The organism is Paraliobacillus ryukyuensis (assembly GCF_003315295.1).
Taxonomy (GTDB): Bacteria; Bacillota; Bacilli; order Bacillales; family Amphibacillaceae; genus Paraliobacillus; species Paraliobacillus ryukyuensis.
In genome coordinates, this window is sequence record NZ_QNRI01000008.1 from 104,405 (window position 1) to 121,005 (window position 16,601).

Sequence of the window (16,601 nt, forward strand, 5' to 3'; positions counted from 1 at the left end):
GTGTAGCATTTGACGCTTACGATTTTAAAGTTTAAATTTAGAAATGCTCTCTTGCATCGTTTCAGCTAGCTCTGCTAATTCATGTGTAGAATTAGCTAGTTCTTGCATGGATGCTGTTTGTTCTTCTACTGATGCAGATGCTTCTTCTGCCCCCGCCGCATTTTGTTCTGCAATCGCAGAAAGGCTATCAATTAAACTAATAAGTTCATTCTTTTTAACTAACATTCCTTGTCCGGATTCTGCTATGCTACTCATTGCTTTTTTCATGATTTCGATAGCATCCGCAATACCAACAAATTTTGTATTAGTTAATTCAAGACTTTCTTCTTGTGAGTTTGTATTATCAACGACATGATTCATCGTCGTCACTGCATTTTCTGTTTTTGCTCTTAATTCTTGTATGATCTGAACGATATCTTCGGTAAACTCGTTTGATTGCTCGGCGAGCTTACGTACTTCATCAGCAACAACCGCAAAGCCTTTTCCTGCCTCACCAGCTCTAGCTGCTTCAATCGCTGCATTTAAAGCAAGAAGATTTGTTTGTTCAGAAATGCTTTTAATCATTTGACTAGCAGAAGAGATCTTTTCTGCACTTTGGTTTGTTGTTGTGATTATCTCTTTTATTTCTTCAATTGATTTCGCATTTACATTTGTTTTTTCAATTAGTTCTTTCAAGCTAGCTAATCCCTCATCTTTCAGAGCACTAACATTATCTGTTGATTCTACTAAACTTGAAACATATTGTTGATCTTTTTCAATTAAACCAGCTAAATCTTGAATTTGAGCAGCTCCTGCTTCTGTATCACTTGCTTGACTTGAAGCACCGGTTGCAATTTCATCAATTGTGGTTGCGACTTCATCTGCAGCTTTTACAGTTTGTTGACTTGTAGCCATTAATTGCTGAGATGAGGCAGACACTTGATCTGAAATGTTACCAGTTGATTTGATTAGCTGTCCAAAGTTTTCACGCATGCGTTCTAGTGCATATGCAATTTTTCCGATTTCATCTTTTCTTTTTAGATACTTTTTAAAACGATCATCTTTTGTTTCCGTTAAATCATAATTAGCGAGTTTATCAATTTCATTAGAAACGCCTATCAATGGTTTACTGAACGAATTACTTAAGAAATAGGTTGCTACTGTGCCAATGATTAAGAAAAATACAATGACAATGAGAAGGGTGTTTCTCAAATTATTTAAACCAGACATTACTTCCTTTTCATCCATTTCGACGGTTAATACCCAGTTAGTACCATTAATAGGTGCATAACCAATTAAAGTGTCCACTCCGCCAAAGGAATGAGACCCAATGCCATTTTCTCCTTGACTAATATGTTCTTTAAATAATGTTGCTAATTCTGCTAATGCTGGGTCTACCTTTTGTTCTTCCCCAGTTTCTTCAGATAATTGTGCCATATATTCTGGATCTGCTAAATCCAGTAAATTAAGTTCATTTGCTACAAAGGTTGGATCCGAGTGATATTGATAAGTACCCGCATTATTAAAAATAAATGTTCTTGTGGATTGACCGCTATCTTCAGTAATAGATTCTGCAATGTCAGTAAGTTTATTTGCTGGTCGAGTTCCTGTAAGGACTCCAACGATTTTGTCCTTTTGTTTGAGTGGCGTATAATAGATTAAATACGGTTCTTGTTCAATAATGGTTACGTCTGACACAACTGTATCGCCAGATAATGCTTGATCATATTGGGGTGAACCTTCCATACTGAAATGTGCATTATCGCTATTGAATGTTTGAACCTCTGCGTTTGTGTCACCGACTGAAAAGGAATCAAATCCTGTTCTAGCCGCTTCACTTTCAAAAAAAGCAATTTTCTCTTCTAAGGAAACGTCCTCATCTAAAACAATTGGATTGGCAGCTAAAGATTCCAGATAAAACTTTTGTTGTGCAAGGTATGATTCAACTAGTTTTGCTCCTTGTGCCGTAGTATTTGCTAACGCCTCGTTTGCATCATTACGAACGGTTGCAGAACTGTTGATAAAAGATAAAATACCTAAGCCTAAAACGGTAACTAAAATAAGTGTGCTAAAAAATAATAACATTCTTGTTTTGATTGATTTCATAATTTGTACCTCTTCTCTTTGTTGACTGGTAATATTACTTATATCGACATATTTTTACAAGAATAAATATTATTTAACATATTATTTCAATTTAAGAAATTATTTTTTCTTTTGTACGAAGAAATAGTTCTTGAAAATGACGCACAGTAAGATGAAATTGGGTAGGCGACTTGGTATCTGTCTTCTATCTTTTCAAATCAGTTGTATTTATTTCGCTAAATTATGCCATAGTTCGTAAAAATAATAGACTTCTTCCATAATAGCTTTATCATCCCGAGCAGCTATGCCACCTTTTATTCGAGACAATGTACCATTTAGGTCAATAATATATTCTTTTTCTACACTAAACTGAATTCTGCGAACAATTTTTTTCCATGCAGCTTCTGCGTAATTAATATTTTTATTTGCTTTTTTCCAAGCTTTTTCTTTTACATTCGTTTCTATCTGATAAATCGATTCATACAACTGATCCTCTTTGCTTAGAGGTTGTTTTAGTAGTGAACCACTGTTCATAACAAAAATAAATAATGCTAACGTGCATAAGGGGATAAAATATAAAAAGAATTTTTTCACTGTATTCACCTCAAGTTTATTAATAAGGTCCGTGATAATCACCCATATCCGATTTTTCATTCACATTATCTTCGTATTTATCTATATATAGCTGATCGTTAGGTAAAATTAGAGCATAGAAGACTTGATGAACCTCTGTTATGCCTTGTGCTTGTAATTGCTGTAATAACCAATTTCGATCTTTTTTTCGCTGCTGTAAGTTTTGTTCAATTATGATGCCATCTTGAATGACTTCAGTTGATAAAGCACTCGGAGTGGTGTGAATGTTTAAATCTTTTGGCGTTACAGGAAGATATTCTGATTTTTGTAATACAGATAAATTACCGTTTATTTCTAACACGGCTAATTTGACCTGTGAAATATCAAAAATACCTCGGTCTCTAAGTAAGAGCATGATCTCACCAACTTTTATACGCATTTTCATCAAATTTTTTTCTAAGATTTTTCCATCCTCTATTACTACAGTGGGTTCTCCATCTAATACTTTACCTAAGTATCGATTTTTCACAGTGATAAATTGTAAAAGAAAGGTCAGCAGTCCATAACCTGATAAGCCTACCCAGTGTGCCCAAGCTTTTGATGAGAGATCTGTTGCTAGTGTGGCAGCAATGGAACCTATGGTAATGCCGTTAATGTAATCGAAAAAAGACAATTGGCCAACTTCTTGTTTTCCGAGTAAACGAGTGTATATTAATAAACTGAAGAAAGATATAATAACTCTCACCAATACGACAAGTGCCTCATCGAACATGATTTACCTCCTCAACAAATACGTTTATTGTAGTATGGTCAAAAGTAGGAATTACTATTTCTATTGCTACTTTTCTAACCGTAAACTTTTATGAACGTAATTGTTTATTGGGCATACTCTAATAGAGATGAAAAAGCAAAGAGGAGTGTGAATATGGTTAGAGAAGAAGTGCAACAACTTATTAATAGCTTAATCCAAATTGAACATATTTCGACGACATTATATTTAGCAATGTCTGCTTATTTGGATCGTATGAATTATATAGGTATGGCAAAATGGCTTAGACTTCAATCAGAGGAAGAACGTACACATATGCTAACGTTAATCGATTATTTAGCAGGAAAAGATGGCGTGGTGAAATGGAGCGATGTGCCAGCGCAGTCTAGTAATTATGGAACACCGCTTGAAACATTTCAAAAAGTGCTGGAGCATGAGGAATATGTGACCAACGCTTATAGGCAAGCTTATGATTATATTAAACAAGTTGACCCGCAAACAACCGTTATTATTCAGGATTTTCTAAGAGAACAAATTGATGAAGAAGCACAATCATTAACCATAGTCGATCGTTTGAAGTTGGCCGGAGATAATTCATCAGCATTATTACTTATTGATCAGGAACTTGGCCAACGTCAAAATGGTGGAACACCTGTTGGTTAAATGGATTTGAATCAAATAGTGTGTAATAACAAAAGGTAAGATAGAGAATGAATTTTTGAAAAAAGGATATCTATACTTGAATAAGAGATGTTTTGCTGTGAAGATGTAACGGTAGAGGAATAAAAAGATTCGCCCCCAGTTTATGAAAATATTTTCATATAAAAATAGGTGGTTTTCTGAGTTTAAATATCTTTAGAAGAATCATAGACTCAAAAAACTACCTATAAAAGTGATTATGATTAACAATTAAGATGAACGATTTGATGATGATTACCTATTTTTTTAGATATCATCTTCAAGTGATAAATACCTAGATACAATTGCTTGTGCAAGGCTAGTAGAAGAATCGACTAATGGGAAAGGTGCTTCTTCATGATCAATTATGACGTTCAGATCTGTGCAAGCAATAATAGCGGTATCGACTTTTTCCGCTAAGTTAGTAGATACTTCTAACCATAATTGTTGTGCTGTGTTTATCTCTCCCGTTTTAATATGCTTTATGATCTGATCTACCTTGTGTTGCTCTCTACTTAGATCAACAGATTCAAAACCAGCAATGGTTAATTTATTTTGAAAAATATTGGATTCTATAGTCTGTTGCGTCGCCAGAACAGCAACTTTTTTAGTTGCTGTCGGCAATTTATTTATTGTCTCGTCAACCATATTCAAGGTAGGGATAGAAAGAGAAGCATTAATTTTTTTAAAGTAAATATGTGCCGTGTTACAAGGAATGGCAATGAAATCTACCCCAGTTTTCTCTAATCGTCTTGCTCCTTCGATAATTGCTCCTTCCATAGCGGTATGGTCGAGCGGTTTATTGATAAAAAAAGGGGTAGGACATGAATAGATCATCATGTGTGGAAAATCAATATCATTTACTGCTCCGTAGATTTGTTGGCATTCCTCAACCACTTTATCCACGAATGGTCCGGTTGATTTAGGGCCCATCCCAGCTAGAATTCCGATCATTATTTTTCCTCCTATTTTAGCATTTAAAAACTATCTTGATATTTATTATTGTAATTCAAAACAAAAATTTATACTATAAAAGGAAATAGCCAATGATTTATAGCTGGAAAAAGTAAATGGAGGGAGAAGGTTAGCACTGATACAGGAAGAAGCACTTAAACCGATAGTAGCTAGTTTAAAAAAAGATCCAGTTGTTAAAGCAATTTTCTTAAAAGGTTCGATGGGAAGAGGGGAACATGATCAACATTCGGATATTGACCTTTATTGTTTCGTTAATGAAGAAAATAAGCAACAATTTTTAAAAAACAGAAAGAAACATCTAACCGCTTATCGTCCGTTGTTGATGTATGATGAGATCTATATCATTGCACCGCAAATCGTAGCCGTCTACGATAATTTATTACATATTGATTTATTTACCGTTACGGAAGAAAGCTTATTGACTAAAGACTTTTTCACGGTCTTATATGATCCAGAAAATCACTTAGAAGCGTTTCAATCCAGACAAACACTTGGATTATCTATACAAGAATTTGATGATGCCGTAATGGATGCGGTGTGGTTTTTATTTCAATATAAAAAATCTACCGCAAGGGGCAACGACCTTTGGGCTGTTCATATGCTCGAACAAGCATTTACACATTTTGCTAAAGTGCTTTTGCGTCATTATGTTCCAGCAAGAGCACAGTTAGGATTAAAAACAATGGAACGATCCTTACCAGCTGTACCATTAAACAAATTCAACCGTATGTATGAAGCCAATACACCAAATCAGCATCCTCAAGCGGCAAAGTATTATTGTCAATTTTTAAGCGAAGAGAAAGAATGGATACTCGCTAATATGCAGCACCCTATTAAGATACAACCTTTATTTCTACAGTTAATTCAATCATGGTGAAGCATAATATGAAAGTAGGGTAGCCAACCATCAATGTTGGATACCCTAAATAAAATTATTTTTGACTTTCAATAAGTTGTCTTTTCAATAACTCAATGATATGTTTGTTTTGCGCCACTTGATGTTCGCTATTTTCTTTAATTCTATAAACCCATACGAGCAAAAAGATAAGCACAACTATCGGTGCAACAAGTATTACTAATGCTATTAGTACATTTACGATAGTAAAGGTCCCTAATCAAAATCCCCCAATCGCTATAATTCTACCAACATTATATGCGAAACGGAAAAATAATCTAAATTATTTATGGTTGTCTTGATACATTGCATGAGCGGTTTGATTAAACTTTTGCAGTAATCGACTAAAGTCAGCTTGATCTTGTTCCGACCAATCTTTCAACATTTCCGAAAATATTGCTTTTCTTCTTTGTTTATAAACAGCTAATTGTTTGACACCGTCCTCACTAATTTTGTAATAGTACGAGCGCTTATCAGCTGGGTTAGGGATTCGAATAATTAGGTTGTCCTTCTCTAATAATGCTGCTTGACGACTAACAGTTGATATATCTAATTGGAGGAGTGTAGCTAATCTTTTCACCCCTGTTTCCCCGTGATTGTCTAGCGTGCGCAACAGTAAATAAGCGGATCGATGAAATGCTTTCTTTTTATCTGCTGCCATGGCAGTTATTCGCCGTGCTAGTAACGCCATTTCTACTTCAAGTTGATCGATTGCATCTGTATTATTCAATATACATCTCACCTTATACTAACTTTTTACAAATAATCTATTCCATATTCCTTTTTACACTAAATCAATCGAATTGACAAGTGATTAGTTGTCATATACAATTATATAGTTGCTTAATACAACTATTTTATATTGGAGACAGGGGTGTTTTTGTTGAAAGCTAGTCAAATTATGAAACGTTCTGTCATTAGATTAAAAGAAACAGCCACTATAAGGGAGGTTGTGGAACAATTTATTGAACATGGCATTAGTGGCCTACCGATTGTAAATGATCGTAATGAAGTGGTTGCTTACATCAGTGATGGTGACATCATGCGTTATATTGGAAAGCATAAGAATTATGTTATTGATATGTATTCCTTCATCAATGTCATTATGGGTGATGATGATAGTTTTGAAGAACGGATGAAAAGAATTTTGAAACTGAATGTTCTAGATATAGCGAAGAAGAATGTCATTACGGTCAGTTTTGATGATAGAGTTGAAGATGTGGCATATATCTTAGGTCAAAAACGAATAAAGAAATTACCAGTATTACGAGAAGGTGTTTTAGTTGGCATTATTAGTCGAGGGGATGTCATTCGTGATGCTTTTAAAATTGTTTTATAAGCAAACTTTGATAAAAAGGAAAGAGGGGTAAGAATTGAGCACCGATAGCGTTCATACAAACGAAGAAAAATCATTTAACAAAATGCCGCTATTAATTGTATTAATCTCAGGCGCATTTGTCGCCATATTAAATCAAACGTTACTAGCAACGGCATTACCGAAAATTATGGCTGATTTGCAATTAGAAGCAAATACAGCGCAATGGCTTCAGTCCATTTTTATGCTTGTTAATGGGATTATGATCCCAGTTACAGCATTTTTAATTGAGAAATTTACGACAAGGAAGCTATTCTTAACCGCAATGTCATTATTTGCATTAGGTACACTTGTTTGTTCTTTAGCTCCGAGTTTCAGTTTTCTGATGGTCGGACGGGTATTACAAGCATCTGGAGCGGGGATTATTATTCCATTAATGCAAACCATTCTCTTTATGATTTTCCCTGTTGAAAAACGAGGGACAGCAATGGGAATGTTCGGGTTAGTTATCGCATTTGCTCCTGCCATTGGCCCTACATTATCAGGTTGGTTAGTAGACCAGTACCCTTGGAGAAGTTTGTTCTATGTAATTTTACCAATTGTTATTTTGGATATTATTTTTGCCTACTTCTTGTTACGCAATGTGACCGAAAGAAAAGATACAAAACTAGATATGTTATCCATATTACTATCTTCCATCGGTTTTGGTGGACTACTATATGGATTTAGTACAGCAGGTAATACTGGCTGGGCAAGCTTACAAGTTGCGATCTCATTAGTAATCGGCGCGGTTGGTTTAGCATTATTTATACACCGTCAATCTAATTTAGAAACACCAATTCTAAACTTCAGTGTGTTTAGAAATGCGATATTTACGGTTTCTACTGCTTTGGGGATGATTGTATTTATTTCTATGATTGGTGGTGCGGTAATTTTACCATTGTTAATGCAAAATATGCTTGGCTATTCTGCTTTACAGTCTGGTCTAATGCTAATGCCAGGTGGTTTAGTTATGGGGGCAATGAACCCAATTACTGGACGATTATTTGACAAGTTCGGTGCAAGATGGCTGGCAATCATTGGGTTAACTATCTTGGTATTATCAACATTTGCATTTACCAATTTAACAGCAGATACATCCATTATTTATTTGACGATCATGCATGCGTTCCGTATGTTCGGTATTGCAATGGTAATGATGCCAGTGACCACAGCTGGTCTAAATCAATTGCCAATAAGTCTCATTCCACATGGTACTGCTATGAATAACACCATGCGCCAAGTTGCAGGTGCAATGGGTACTGCCTTATTAGTCTCTGTAATGACGAATAGCGCACATCCAGCAGAAGGTTTAAATGGAGCGATTCACGGGGTCAATGTATCCTTTATTGTAGCAGGGTGTATTGCGATTGCAGGCTTGATTTTATCTTTCTTTGTGAAAAGTAAAAAACAGATTGATCAAGGACAAAAAAAAACAACTAATCAATCGACAAATCAAACGGCAACAGAATAATAAAAAAATGATTTAATTTGATATGCTCTCCTTTGTGTAGACAGGTGAAAAATCTGACTATATAAAGGAGAGTTTTTGATTAGTTCCTTCATAGATATCCCAAAGCAACCAAGAATATAGTTAACACATATGGTAAACTAACAGCAAGAAATAATTAATTATATTAGGAGGACTTGTCATGATTAAAGAGCTACATCACGTACAGATTACCATCCCAAAAGGAACGGAAGCAGAAGGAAGAAGCTTCTACTGTGATTTATTAGGATTAAAAGAAATAGAAAAGCCAGATATACTTAAGGGACGAGGTGGTTTCTGGGTCCAGGTAGGGGACGTCGATCTACATATAGGAACAGAAGATGGCATTGACCGTTTGTCAACCAAATCACACGTGGCTTATCAAGTATCTGAGATTTCTTACTGGCGAAATAGGTTACAAGAGCATGGTATTGAAGTGATAGAATCAATCCCCTTGCCTAATTATGACCGATTTGAATTTCGAGATCCTTTTGGGAATCGAGTAGAAATGATCCAAGCATTATAAATAGAATCTTTAAAGCATGACATTATAAAATAGAGGTGGGTTTGATTGTATAAACATATAATCTGGGATTTTGATGGGACACTTTTTGATACATATCCAATGATGGCTAGGGTTTTTAAAGACTTGCTTCAAGAAAATGGTATAGATGAACCTTTAGAGGAGATAATTACCCAAATGAAGGTGTCTGCTTCTGCTGCTATGAAACACTACGAACGAAAGTATCAAATAACAGAAGCATTTATTGCTAACTATAAGGAAAAACAAAAGCTAGCAGTAGTTGAACAAGCTGAGCCATTTGCTGGAATAAAAGAAATTTGTAGCTATATTCACACAACCAATCGAAAAAATTACTTACTCACGCACCGCGGCGAATCTTCTATTACGGTCTTAAAAAAACATGGTTTATTTGACTGTTTTTCGGCATTTATTACATCCGAACAAGGGTTTGAGCGAAAACCGAGTCCTGCAGCCATTCATTACTTGATGGGTAAATATGATATGAACCCTTCAGAATCTATTATGATAGGGGATAGAGATTTAGATTTATTATCAGGAAAAAATGCAGGAATAAGTGCCTGTTATTTTAGTGAAGCACATGGTGCAAGTGAACACGCAGATTATAACATGTTTGATTTTCAGCAGTTGTATGAAATCATTTCTTGATTTTGAAAGTGACTGTTCTATAAATAAAAAGATCTTCGTATGGCTGGTTATTAAGCGTATTGGATAGGAGTGTTAGTATGACCGAAAGTTGTGTTTTTTGTTATCCAGATTTGGAAACTGAACAAGTTGTTTTATTAAGCAATGAATATTGTCTGTTTTTACAGTTGAAACGTTCTCAACTGAAAGGGAATCAATTAGAAGGAGCGGGTGTCATTGTACCTCGAGCACATAGAGAAACTGCTTTTGATTTAACAACTGAGGAGTGGGTAGCTACGCAACAATTGTTGCAAGAAGTAAAAAGTTACTTAGATGAAACCCATCGACCTAAAGGATATAACCTTGGTTGGAATTTTGGCCAGGTAGCTGGTCAGCATATTGGACATGCTCATTTCCACGTTATTCCTAGGTATGAAGACGAACCACTTGTTGGTAAAGGAATAAGATATATGTTTAAACATGAAGCTAATAAAAGAAGATAAGGGAGATGTGTTGGGTGATAGCTTGTCCCTAGCACATCTCATGTGTTTTATATGATTGATCAACGGTCTCTTTTTACGCCAAATATCTACCGCGCAATGTCCAAATTTTATAGAACATAATAATTGATTGAAGAATCGTTAAATAAGTTAGTGTAATCCATCCAGCCATTAAGTAGGGCTGAAGTGTAGCTTGTACATTGGTACTAGTAAGACCATCACGATATATGATGCTAAGATAAATGGTACTGCTAATACACAAGGCGATAAGAATAAGTGCGATGCCGAGTTTGCTTTTCGTTTTACCTGCTTCTGCATTATATTGATTGGCCCAACCGTCTTTCTTATGAGCGGAAAATTTATCAAGCCAAACTTGACAAAAGGTTATTAAATTTGCCCATAAATAAAGTTCGGGACTGATGAGAAAAAAGGCAAGGATGATATCAATTGGGCGGTGCATCGGGGTTTTAACTGCTAAGATGACATTGACAATTGAAGCTAAAACAACCGGTGTAATCCATATCCAAGACCAATAAAATTGATCCGTAGCCAAAGCGATAGCCAACAAAACAACGAAAAGAATACGGGTAATAATATCGGCAAACATTTTTAATTGCGAACGCCATAATCGGCCCAAATGTCTAGTTTTTACATCAATATCTCGGTTGGTTAGTAAATCAACTGTACCAGCTTGCCATTTATTACGTTGTTGACGAAACGCATGATAATTGCGCATCGCATCCACAAAGCATCTAGCTTTTGGACTAACGAGTGTTTTCCATCCACTTTTCTGTAATTGCCATGTTAATAACATATCCTCCACATCACTATCATTTTGCCAAGGCGCGTCTAACTTTCGTTCATTGACAACCGCTAGTAGTGCTTCAGGTCGAAACAGCGTGGCTTGTCCACCTAATACATAGGTACTACCTCCATGGTATTGTAAATCGAGCACCCAACTGGCCATATCTTGTTTTTGCTGATGTGTCCACCACCGTGAAATAGGGCCACCATATTCACCATTAGATAATTTTTCTTCGTAGTAAGGATCATCTACTGGTAACTTTCGTCGTTTCTTCGGCATCCGCATGGTGTATTTCGCCATTACCCCACCAATATTTCGAGCAGACATTAATCCCTCCCACAGTTCTCGCAATGCAAATGGTGCTAGTCTACTGTCGGCATCCATCCCAAGAATGGCTTGGACAGAATCACGATATAATTTTTGATAGTCGGTCAACTCTTCGTTATAGATATTAAGCATGTCACCATAAACTAATTTCCAACCGGTATTTAATGCTCCAACTTTTCGCTGCTTATTTCCCTTCGTTGTGATAACTTGTACTGCCAAATTAAATTCCTTCCCAGCTTCTTTTGCTATCGCTTCTGTTTGATCCGTGCAGTTATCTGAAATAACAAAAACATCTAGTTCTACATCTTTAGGTAGAACTTGGTCATGCAGTCCTGCTAAACATTGTCGAATCGATTTTTCTTCATTATGTGCGGGTATAAGCACAATAATTCGCGGGCGCATATAAGAGCGTTTAACCGCATTGCTCCGTTGGTGTGGTATTTGATCAATTAGTTCTAGCAACGTAAATCCCTCCCTAATAGGTTTCTAGTTTATCTTATTAAAAGAGATAGACAATCATTACTAAAAAGTTTAATGACAAATTTTTTCTTTGATAGTTTAAATAACGAAACTATTTCAATTGGGTAATCGTCAAACCAATTAGATTAAAGCTAGGAACGTGATAACGATGGATCAATGCAGGAAAGAGAAACTATTGAATGGCATATTGATAGAACATAAAAATGCTGTTATAAGCAAATTTCTGTAAAAAGTAGGTTGTCTTCTGTGAAGGAAAGTGACTCATGAATAGAGAATAGTGTCAAAACAATCACCTTGGATACTCTAGCGTGATTGTTTTTCCCTATTCGCAACTACGTTATCAACTATATTTTCTAAATCGTACGATAGTAAAGATTGAAATGGCAAGTAATGAAAGTACAAGCTCACTTGCTATAAGCAACCATTTTATTGGTACTGCTAGTCAGAGTAACGTGATACATGGAACGCTTATCCCGAGGAAGGTTTCAACTGCTGAAAATTACTTGTTTCTTGTAAGACGGTACGCATAATCCACTTTTTACGGCAACTAATCGCACGATATATGGCAAATTCGTCTTTGCGTTCGCGTAAGAGTGCGGAGAGACATTCACTTAAGTTAACACTTGTTAAAATTATGGTAATCAGTAAAATGAGCATTTGAATGACCACCGTTAAGTCCAATGTATACTTCCTCTTTCAATCATTTAGTTACTGTAGTATTATGTATTCTTTTGTGATAAATTCCTCTTTCATGTGAAAATTATTACATTATTTACATGTATTGCGGTAATACTAAACTTGTATTATAGTGACGACTTCCGAATTACCCTTTCTATAGGAGATTACCCTCTTTTATTTAGGAAAAGTAAAATTTTTGTACGGTACAGGGTATTTGACATCTATTTATTTATCATTTAATATACCCTTATAGGTATTAAGGAGGTTGTTATGGCTAATTATCAAACAAAACACATTAATAATTTTTCACAAAAAGAGCTAGAAGCGTTAGGTGAAAATCGTCAATTGTTAGATGTACGTGAAGAATCAGAGTACGAGTTAGGGCACATTAACCATGCGCAGAATTTCCCTTTATCAACGATAGAAACGTTATATCCGAAAGAAGATATAACGTACTATGTACATTGTAAATCAGGGAAGCGCAGTCAGCAGGCAAGCGAATTTTTAGCAAGTAAAGGCTTGTCGATTGTTAATCTTGATGGTGGTTATACCGCTTACGCTGAAAAGAACATTTCTTTTTCAGATGAGCAAACAGATATCCGCATGCAAGAAGATCGTAAAGTGATTAATTATAGTGGAATGCAATGTCCTGGACCGATCGTTAATTTAAATATGGAAGTGCAGCAATTAGAGATAGGAAAACAAATTGAAGTAAAGGTTACTGACTTTGGTTTTTATAGTGATGTAAAAAGCTGGGCTGCGCAAACAGGACATGCGATTGTTGATTTAGAGCAAAACTCTGATCATGTCAAAGCGATTGTTCAAAAACAGCCACAAGATAAGAATGGGATGAAAGTTACTGAATCAGCGAACGGTACAACGATAGTATTATTCAGTGGTGAATTGGATAAAGCAATTGCCGCTTTAATCATTGCAAATGGTGCTCGAGCTGCTGGTAGAGAGGTAAGTATTTTCTTTACGTTCTGGGGGCTAAATGCCTTAAAACAAAATAAAAAGGTAAAAGTGAAAAAACGTGGCATGGAGAAGTTATTTGACCTATTCCTGCCAAGTACACCTGTCAACATGCCAATTTCAAAAATGAATATGTTTGGCTTAGGAAATTTGATGATGCGTTTTATTATGAAAAAGAAAAATGTAGATATGTTACCGTCATTATTGGAACAGGCGATAAAACAAGATATTCGTTTAATGGCTTGTACAATGAGTATGGATGTCATGGGAATTAAAAAAGAAGAATTACGAAAAGAAGCAGAGTTTGTTGGCGTTGGAACTTATATCGGTGAAACGCAAAAAGCTGCGCATAATTTATTTATTTAAAACATGTTAACGTAAGGGAGGAATCGGAATGTTTTTTAAACAGTTCTATGACCAACACTTATCACAAAGTTCTTATTTAATCGGATGTCAGCGTACTGGAGAAGCGATTGTTATTGACCCAAAAAGAGATGTTCGACCATATATAGAAGTAGCGGAGGCGGAAGGGTTACGCATTACACATGCTGCCGAGACGCATATTCATGCGGATTATGCTTCTGGAATTCGTGATATTGCCGAGCAACTACATGCGACCATCTATGTATCTGGTGAGGGAGATGAATCGTTAGGATATCGCAATATGCCAGAGCAGACTATATTTGTCTATGATAAAGATGAAATCTATGTCGGTAATGTTAAGTTAGAGGTTCTACACACTCCGGGCCATACCCCAGAAAGTATTAGCTTTCTTCTAACAGATATAGGTGGCGGTTCATCTGTGCCGATGGGGCTATTCTCTGGTGATTTCTTATTTGTCGGAGATGTTGGTCGTCCAGATCTACTTGAAAAAGCTGTCCAAATCAGTGGTTCAACTGAAGTTGGTGCGAAACAAATGTATCAATCGTTAGAGAAGATAACGTCTTTACCAGATTATATTCAAATATGGCCAGGTCATGGCGCAGGAAGCCCCTGTGGTAAATCGCTAGGAGCTGTTCCAATGTCAACGTTAGGCTACGAAAAAGCAAACAACTGGGCTTTTCAAGCGATGGATGAAGCGACATTTGTTGAAGAGCTGACAACCAATCAACCAGCTCCGCCACATCACTTTGCGCAAATGAAAAAAATTAATCAATATGGCAATCAACCATTTAGCCCTTATGTTGTGTATCCATCACAAGATGTATCATTACAAACGTTTGATGTTCGAACACGTAGTGCGTATCATGGTGGGCATCAAAAAGGTGCTATCAATATTCCATTTGACAAGAATTTCATTAATCAAGTTGGCTGGTATTTAGATTATGACCAACCGATTAATATTGTTGGTGATGACAAGACCGTTCAAGACGTGGCTTATGTTTTACAATTAATTGGCTATGACTTGGTTCATGGATATGTGGCACCAGGTGATGAAGTGGTTACGCAACATGTTCATAGTGAAGACATTACTGGAAATGAAAAAAATGTTCTAGATGTACGTAATGATGAAGAATGGGATGGAGGACATTTACAGCAAGCCGTCCATATTCCACATGGAAAGTTATTGGAGCAGGATATTCCATTTGAAAAAAATGAACCTTTATATGTGCATTGTCAATCCGGAGTAAGAAGTTCCATTGCAGTTGGTATCTTAGAGCAAAAAGGATTTACTAATGTTATCAATATAAAAGAGGGGTATAAAGATATTCGTAGCAATATCTAATAATACTACTCTACTAATTGATTGAAACAACCACACTGAGAATTAGTGTGGTTGTTTTCCTATTTAGTAAACGTGGATATCCTGTCTGTCGTTTTATCGCATAAAATACAGTTCCAGCCAGAAGAAATTTGTGCGATAAATGGATATATGGTAAAAAACGCGGTCCCAGCGAGAAGAGATTTGTACGATAAATGATATATGGCAAAAAACACATCGCGAGCGAGAAGAGATTTGTGCGATAAGCGGGTATGGCAAAAAACGCAGTCCCAGCAGAAGAGATTTGTGCGATAAATGGGTATATGGCATAAAACACAGTCCCAGCGAGAAGAGATTTGTGCGATAAACGGATATATGGCATAAAACGTAGCCTCAGCGAGAAGAGATTTGTATGATAAATGGGTATATGGTATAAAACACAGTCCCAGCGAGAAGAGATTTGTACGATAAATGGGTATATGGCAAAAAACGCAGTCCTAGCGAGAAGAGATTTATGCGATAAATGGATATATGGTAAAAAACACATCGCCATCGAGAAGAGATTTGTACGATAAATAGATATATGGCAAAAAACGCCCCCCAGCCAACGTAGATTTTTTAGATAAACAGTTGTATTTCACAAATGGTGTTAAACAGCAGTAAGAATTTTATCTAATTACAAAAAACAGTCACACCATTTCAGTGTGACTGTCAAAAGAATACCTACGCGCTTAAGCTGTTACTAATTGTCCCATTAACCGATCGCAGAATTTCTCACAACGTTTACTATCACTTACTTGAGGGGTTAATTCTACTTTTAAAGTGACTGCTAGATTGGTATGGACGAATAACATATCGCGGAATAAGTTCACTGCACCGCAGTAATAAGGGTAAAAGCTATCACCAGTTCCAAACACACCAGTTGTGACATGTTTCATGTCCATTTCTTCAAAAGCAGTGAATAAGTCTTCCATCTCCATTGGGAGGTCCCCGTTATCCCAAGTATATGTCCCGATTGCAATCACATCATAAGAAGGAAGCATATCATAATCTAAATCATCTACCGGAATAAAATCTACCTCAATTCCTTTACTGATCATGCCTTGATAGATTTCTTCGGCTAAAGCTTCTGTATTACCAGTAATAGAAGTATAGATAATAGCAGCTTTCATCTT

General features: G+C 36.1%; 17 protein-coding genes. 9 read left to right on the forward strand and 8 right to left on the reverse strand.

The features are described from left to right. Window positions 1-24: 24 nt before the first annotated feature. From DES48_RS11710 to DES48_RS11720, 3 genes are all read right to left on the reverse strand, one after another. A complete protein-coding gene (locus DES48_RS11710) occupies window positions 25-2,085 on the reverse strand; it encodes a methyl-accepting chemotaxis protein (protein ID WP_113869411.1) in 2,061 nt (686 codons plus the stop codon). Between the two features lie 207 nt (window positions 2,086-2,292). Beyond that, a complete protein-coding gene (locus DES48_RS11715) occupies window positions 2,293-2,658 on the reverse strand; it encodes a DUF4363 family protein (RefSeq protein WP_245911430.1) in 366 nt (121 codons plus the stop codon). A 19-nt stretch (window positions 2,659-2,677) separates the two neighbouring features. Beyond that, window positions 2,678-3,409: a YetF domain-containing protein gene (locus DES48_RS11720; protein ID WP_113869415.1), complete on the reverse strand. Its 732-nt coding sequence runs from the start codon at window positions 3,407-3,409 to the stop codon at window positions 2,678-2,680. A 153-nt stretch (window positions 3,410-3,562) separates the two neighbouring features. Here DES48_RS11720 and DES48_RS11725 point away from each other — a divergent pair, with 153 nt between their 5' ends. Beyond that, window positions 3,563-4,069 (forward strand): ferritin, encoded by a 507-nt coding sequence (locus DES48_RS11725; protein ID WP_113869417.1) that lies wholly within the window; start codon window positions 3,563-3,565, stop codon window positions 4,067-4,069. 282 nt (window positions 4,070-4,351) lie between these two features. Here DES48_RS11725 and DES48_RS11730 read toward each other — a convergent pair whose 3' ends face one another. Next, a complete protein-coding gene (locus DES48_RS11730; RefSeq protein WP_113869419.1) occupies window positions 4,352-5,038 on the reverse strand; it encodes an aspartate/glutamate racemase family protein in 687 nt (228 codons plus the stop codon). A 139-nt stretch (window positions 5,039-5,177) separates the two neighbouring features. Between DES48_RS11730 and DES48_RS11735 the strand changes: the two genes are divergently transcribed. Further along, a complete protein-coding gene (locus tag DES48_RS11735) occupies window positions 5,178-5,936 on the forward strand; it encodes a nucleotidyltransferase domain-containing protein (RefSeq protein ID WP_281269245.1) in 759 nt (252 codons plus the stop codon). Window positions 5,937-6,237: 301 nt separating this feature from the next. Here DES48_RS11735 and DES48_RS11740 read toward each other — a convergent pair whose 3' ends face one another. Further along, window positions 6,238-6,684 carry a MarR family winged helix-turn-helix transcriptional regulator gene (locus DES48_RS11740; protein ID WP_113869423.1) on the reverse strand — a complete coding sequence of 149 codons (447 nt, stop codon included), beginning with the start codon at window positions 6,682-6,684 and terminating at the stop codon, window positions 6,238-6,240. A 153-nt stretch (window positions 6,685-6,837) separates the two neighbouring features. Between DES48_RS11740 and DES48_RS11745 the strand changes: the two genes are divergently transcribed. The 5 genes from DES48_RS11745 to DES48_RS11765 all read left to right on the forward strand — a co-directional run bounded on the left by DES48_RS11745 (window position 6,838) and on the right by DES48_RS11765 (window position 10,465). Continuing rightward, window positions 6,838-7,293 (forward strand): CBS domain-containing protein, encoded by a 456-nt coding sequence (locus DES48_RS11745; protein ID WP_079708840.1) that lies wholly within the window; start codon window positions 6,838-6,840, stop codon window positions 7,291-7,293. Window positions 7,294-7,375: 82 nt separating this feature from the next. Then, window positions 7,376-8,782: a DHA2 family efflux MFS transporter permease subunit gene (locus DES48_RS11750; RefSeq protein ID WP_113869488.1), complete on the forward strand. Its 1,407-nt coding sequence runs from the start codon at window positions 7,376-7,378 to the stop codon at window positions 8,780-8,782. A 178-nt stretch (window positions 8,783-8,960) separates the two neighbouring features. Next, entirely contained in the window at window positions 8,961-9,323 is a 363-nt protein-coding gene (locus DES48_RS11755) for a VOC family protein (RefSeq protein ID WP_113869425.1), read from the forward strand. Between the two features lie 45 nt (window positions 9,324-9,368). Continuing rightward, window positions 9,369-9,986: an HAD-IA family hydrolase gene (locus DES48_RS11760; RefSeq protein WP_113869427.1), complete on the forward strand. Its 618-nt coding sequence runs from the start codon at window positions 9,369-9,371 to the stop codon at window positions 9,984-9,986. 77 nt (window positions 9,987-10,063) lie between these two features. Then, window positions 10,064-10,465 (forward strand): HIT family protein, encoded by a 402-nt coding sequence (locus DES48_RS11765; protein WP_113869429.1) that lies wholly within the window; start codon window positions 10,064-10,066, stop codon window positions 10,463-10,465. 73 nt (window positions 10,466-10,538) lie between these two features. Here DES48_RS11765 and DES48_RS11770 read toward each other — a convergent pair whose 3' ends face one another. Both DES48_RS11770 and DES48_RS15805 read right to left on the reverse strand, forming a co-directional pair. Continuing rightward, window positions 10,539-11,996: a glycosyltransferase family 2 protein gene (locus tag DES48_RS11770; protein ID WP_113869490.1), complete on the reverse strand. Its 1,458-nt coding sequence runs from the start codon at window positions 11,994-11,996 to the stop codon at window positions 10,539-10,541. 546 nt (window positions 11,997-12,542) lie between these two features. Next, the gene (locus DES48_RS15805; protein ID WP_147232408.1) at window positions 12,543-12,755 is read right to left on the reverse strand and encodes a hypothetical protein; all 213 of its coding nucleotides are present in this window, start codon (window positions 12,753-12,755) and stop codon (window positions 12,543-12,545) included. 267 nt (window positions 12,756-13,022) lie between these two features. Here DES48_RS15805 and DES48_RS11775 point away from each other — a divergent pair, with 267 nt between their 5' ends. Together DES48_RS11775 and cstB are read left to right on the forward strand one after the other, a co-directional pair. Continuing rightward, window positions 13,023-14,090: a DsrE/DsrF/DrsH-like family protein gene (locus DES48_RS11775; protein ID WP_113869431.1), complete on the forward strand. Its 1,068-nt coding sequence runs from the start codon at window positions 13,023-13,025 to the stop codon at window positions 14,088-14,090. 28 nt (window positions 14,091-14,118) lie between these two features. Beyond that, entirely contained in the window at window positions 14,119-15,450 is a 1,332-nt protein-coding gene (gene cstB, locus DES48_RS11780; RefSeq protein ID WP_113869433.1) for a persulfide dioxygenase-sulfurtransferase CstB, read from the forward strand. Between the two features lie 707 nt (window positions 15,451-16,157). Here cstB and DES48_RS11785 read toward each other — a convergent pair. Further along, on the reverse strand, window positions 16,158-16,598 hold the full coding sequence (locus DES48_RS11785; RefSeq protein ID WP_113869435.1) for a flavodoxin domain-containing protein: 441 nt from the start codon (window positions 16,596-16,598) through the stop codon (window positions 16,158-16,160). Window positions 16,599-16,601 lie beyond the last annotated feature (3 nt).

What these genes read in the sequence shown, in the direction of transcription:
- DES48_RS11710 (WP_113869411.1), bottom strand. Translation starts at nt 2,085, where the DNA reads ATGAAATCAATCAAAACAAGAATGTTATTATTTTTTAGCACACTTATT.
- DES48_RS11720 (WP_113869415.1), bottom strand. Translation starts at nt 3,409, where the DNA reads ATGTTCGATGAGGCACTTGTCGTATTGGTGAGAGTTATTATATCTTTC.
- DES48_RS11725 (WP_113869417.1), top strand. Translation starts at nt 3,563, where the DNA reads ATGGTTAGAGAAGAAGTGCAACAACTTATTAATAGCTTAATCCAAATT.
- DES48_RS11730 (WP_113869419.1), bottom strand. Translation starts at nt 5,038, where the DNA reads ATGATCGGAATTCTAGCTGGGATGGGCCCTAAATCAACCGGACCATTC.
- DES48_RS11750 (WP_113869488.1), top strand. Translation starts at nt 7,376, where the DNA reads ATGCCGCTATTAATTGTATTAATCTCAGGCGCATTTGTCGCCATATTA.
- DES48_RS11755 (WP_113869425.1), top strand. Translation starts at nt 8,961, where the DNA reads ATGATTAAAGAGCTACATCACGTACAGATTACCATCCCAAAAGGAACG.
- DES48_RS11765 (WP_113869429.1), top strand. Translation starts at nt 10,064, where the DNA reads ATGACCGAAAGTTGTGTTTTTTGTTATCCAGATTTGGAAACTGAACAA.
- DES48_RS11770 (WP_113869490.1), bottom strand. Translation starts at nt 11,996, where the DNA reads ATGCGCCCGCGAATTATTGTGCTTATACCCGCACATAATGAAGAAAAA.
- DES48_RS11775 (WP_113869431.1), top strand. Translation starts at nt 13,023, where the DNA reads ATGGCTAATTATCAAACAAAACACATTAATAATTTTTCACAAAAAGAG.
- cstB (WP_113869433.1), top strand. Translation starts at nt 14,119, where the DNA reads ATGTTTTTTAAACAGTTCTATGACCAACACTTATCACAAAGTTCTTAT.
- DES48_RS11785 (WP_113869435.1), bottom strand. Translation starts at nt 16,598, where the DNA reads ATGAAAGCTGCTATTATCTATACTTCTATTACTGGTAATACAGAAGCT.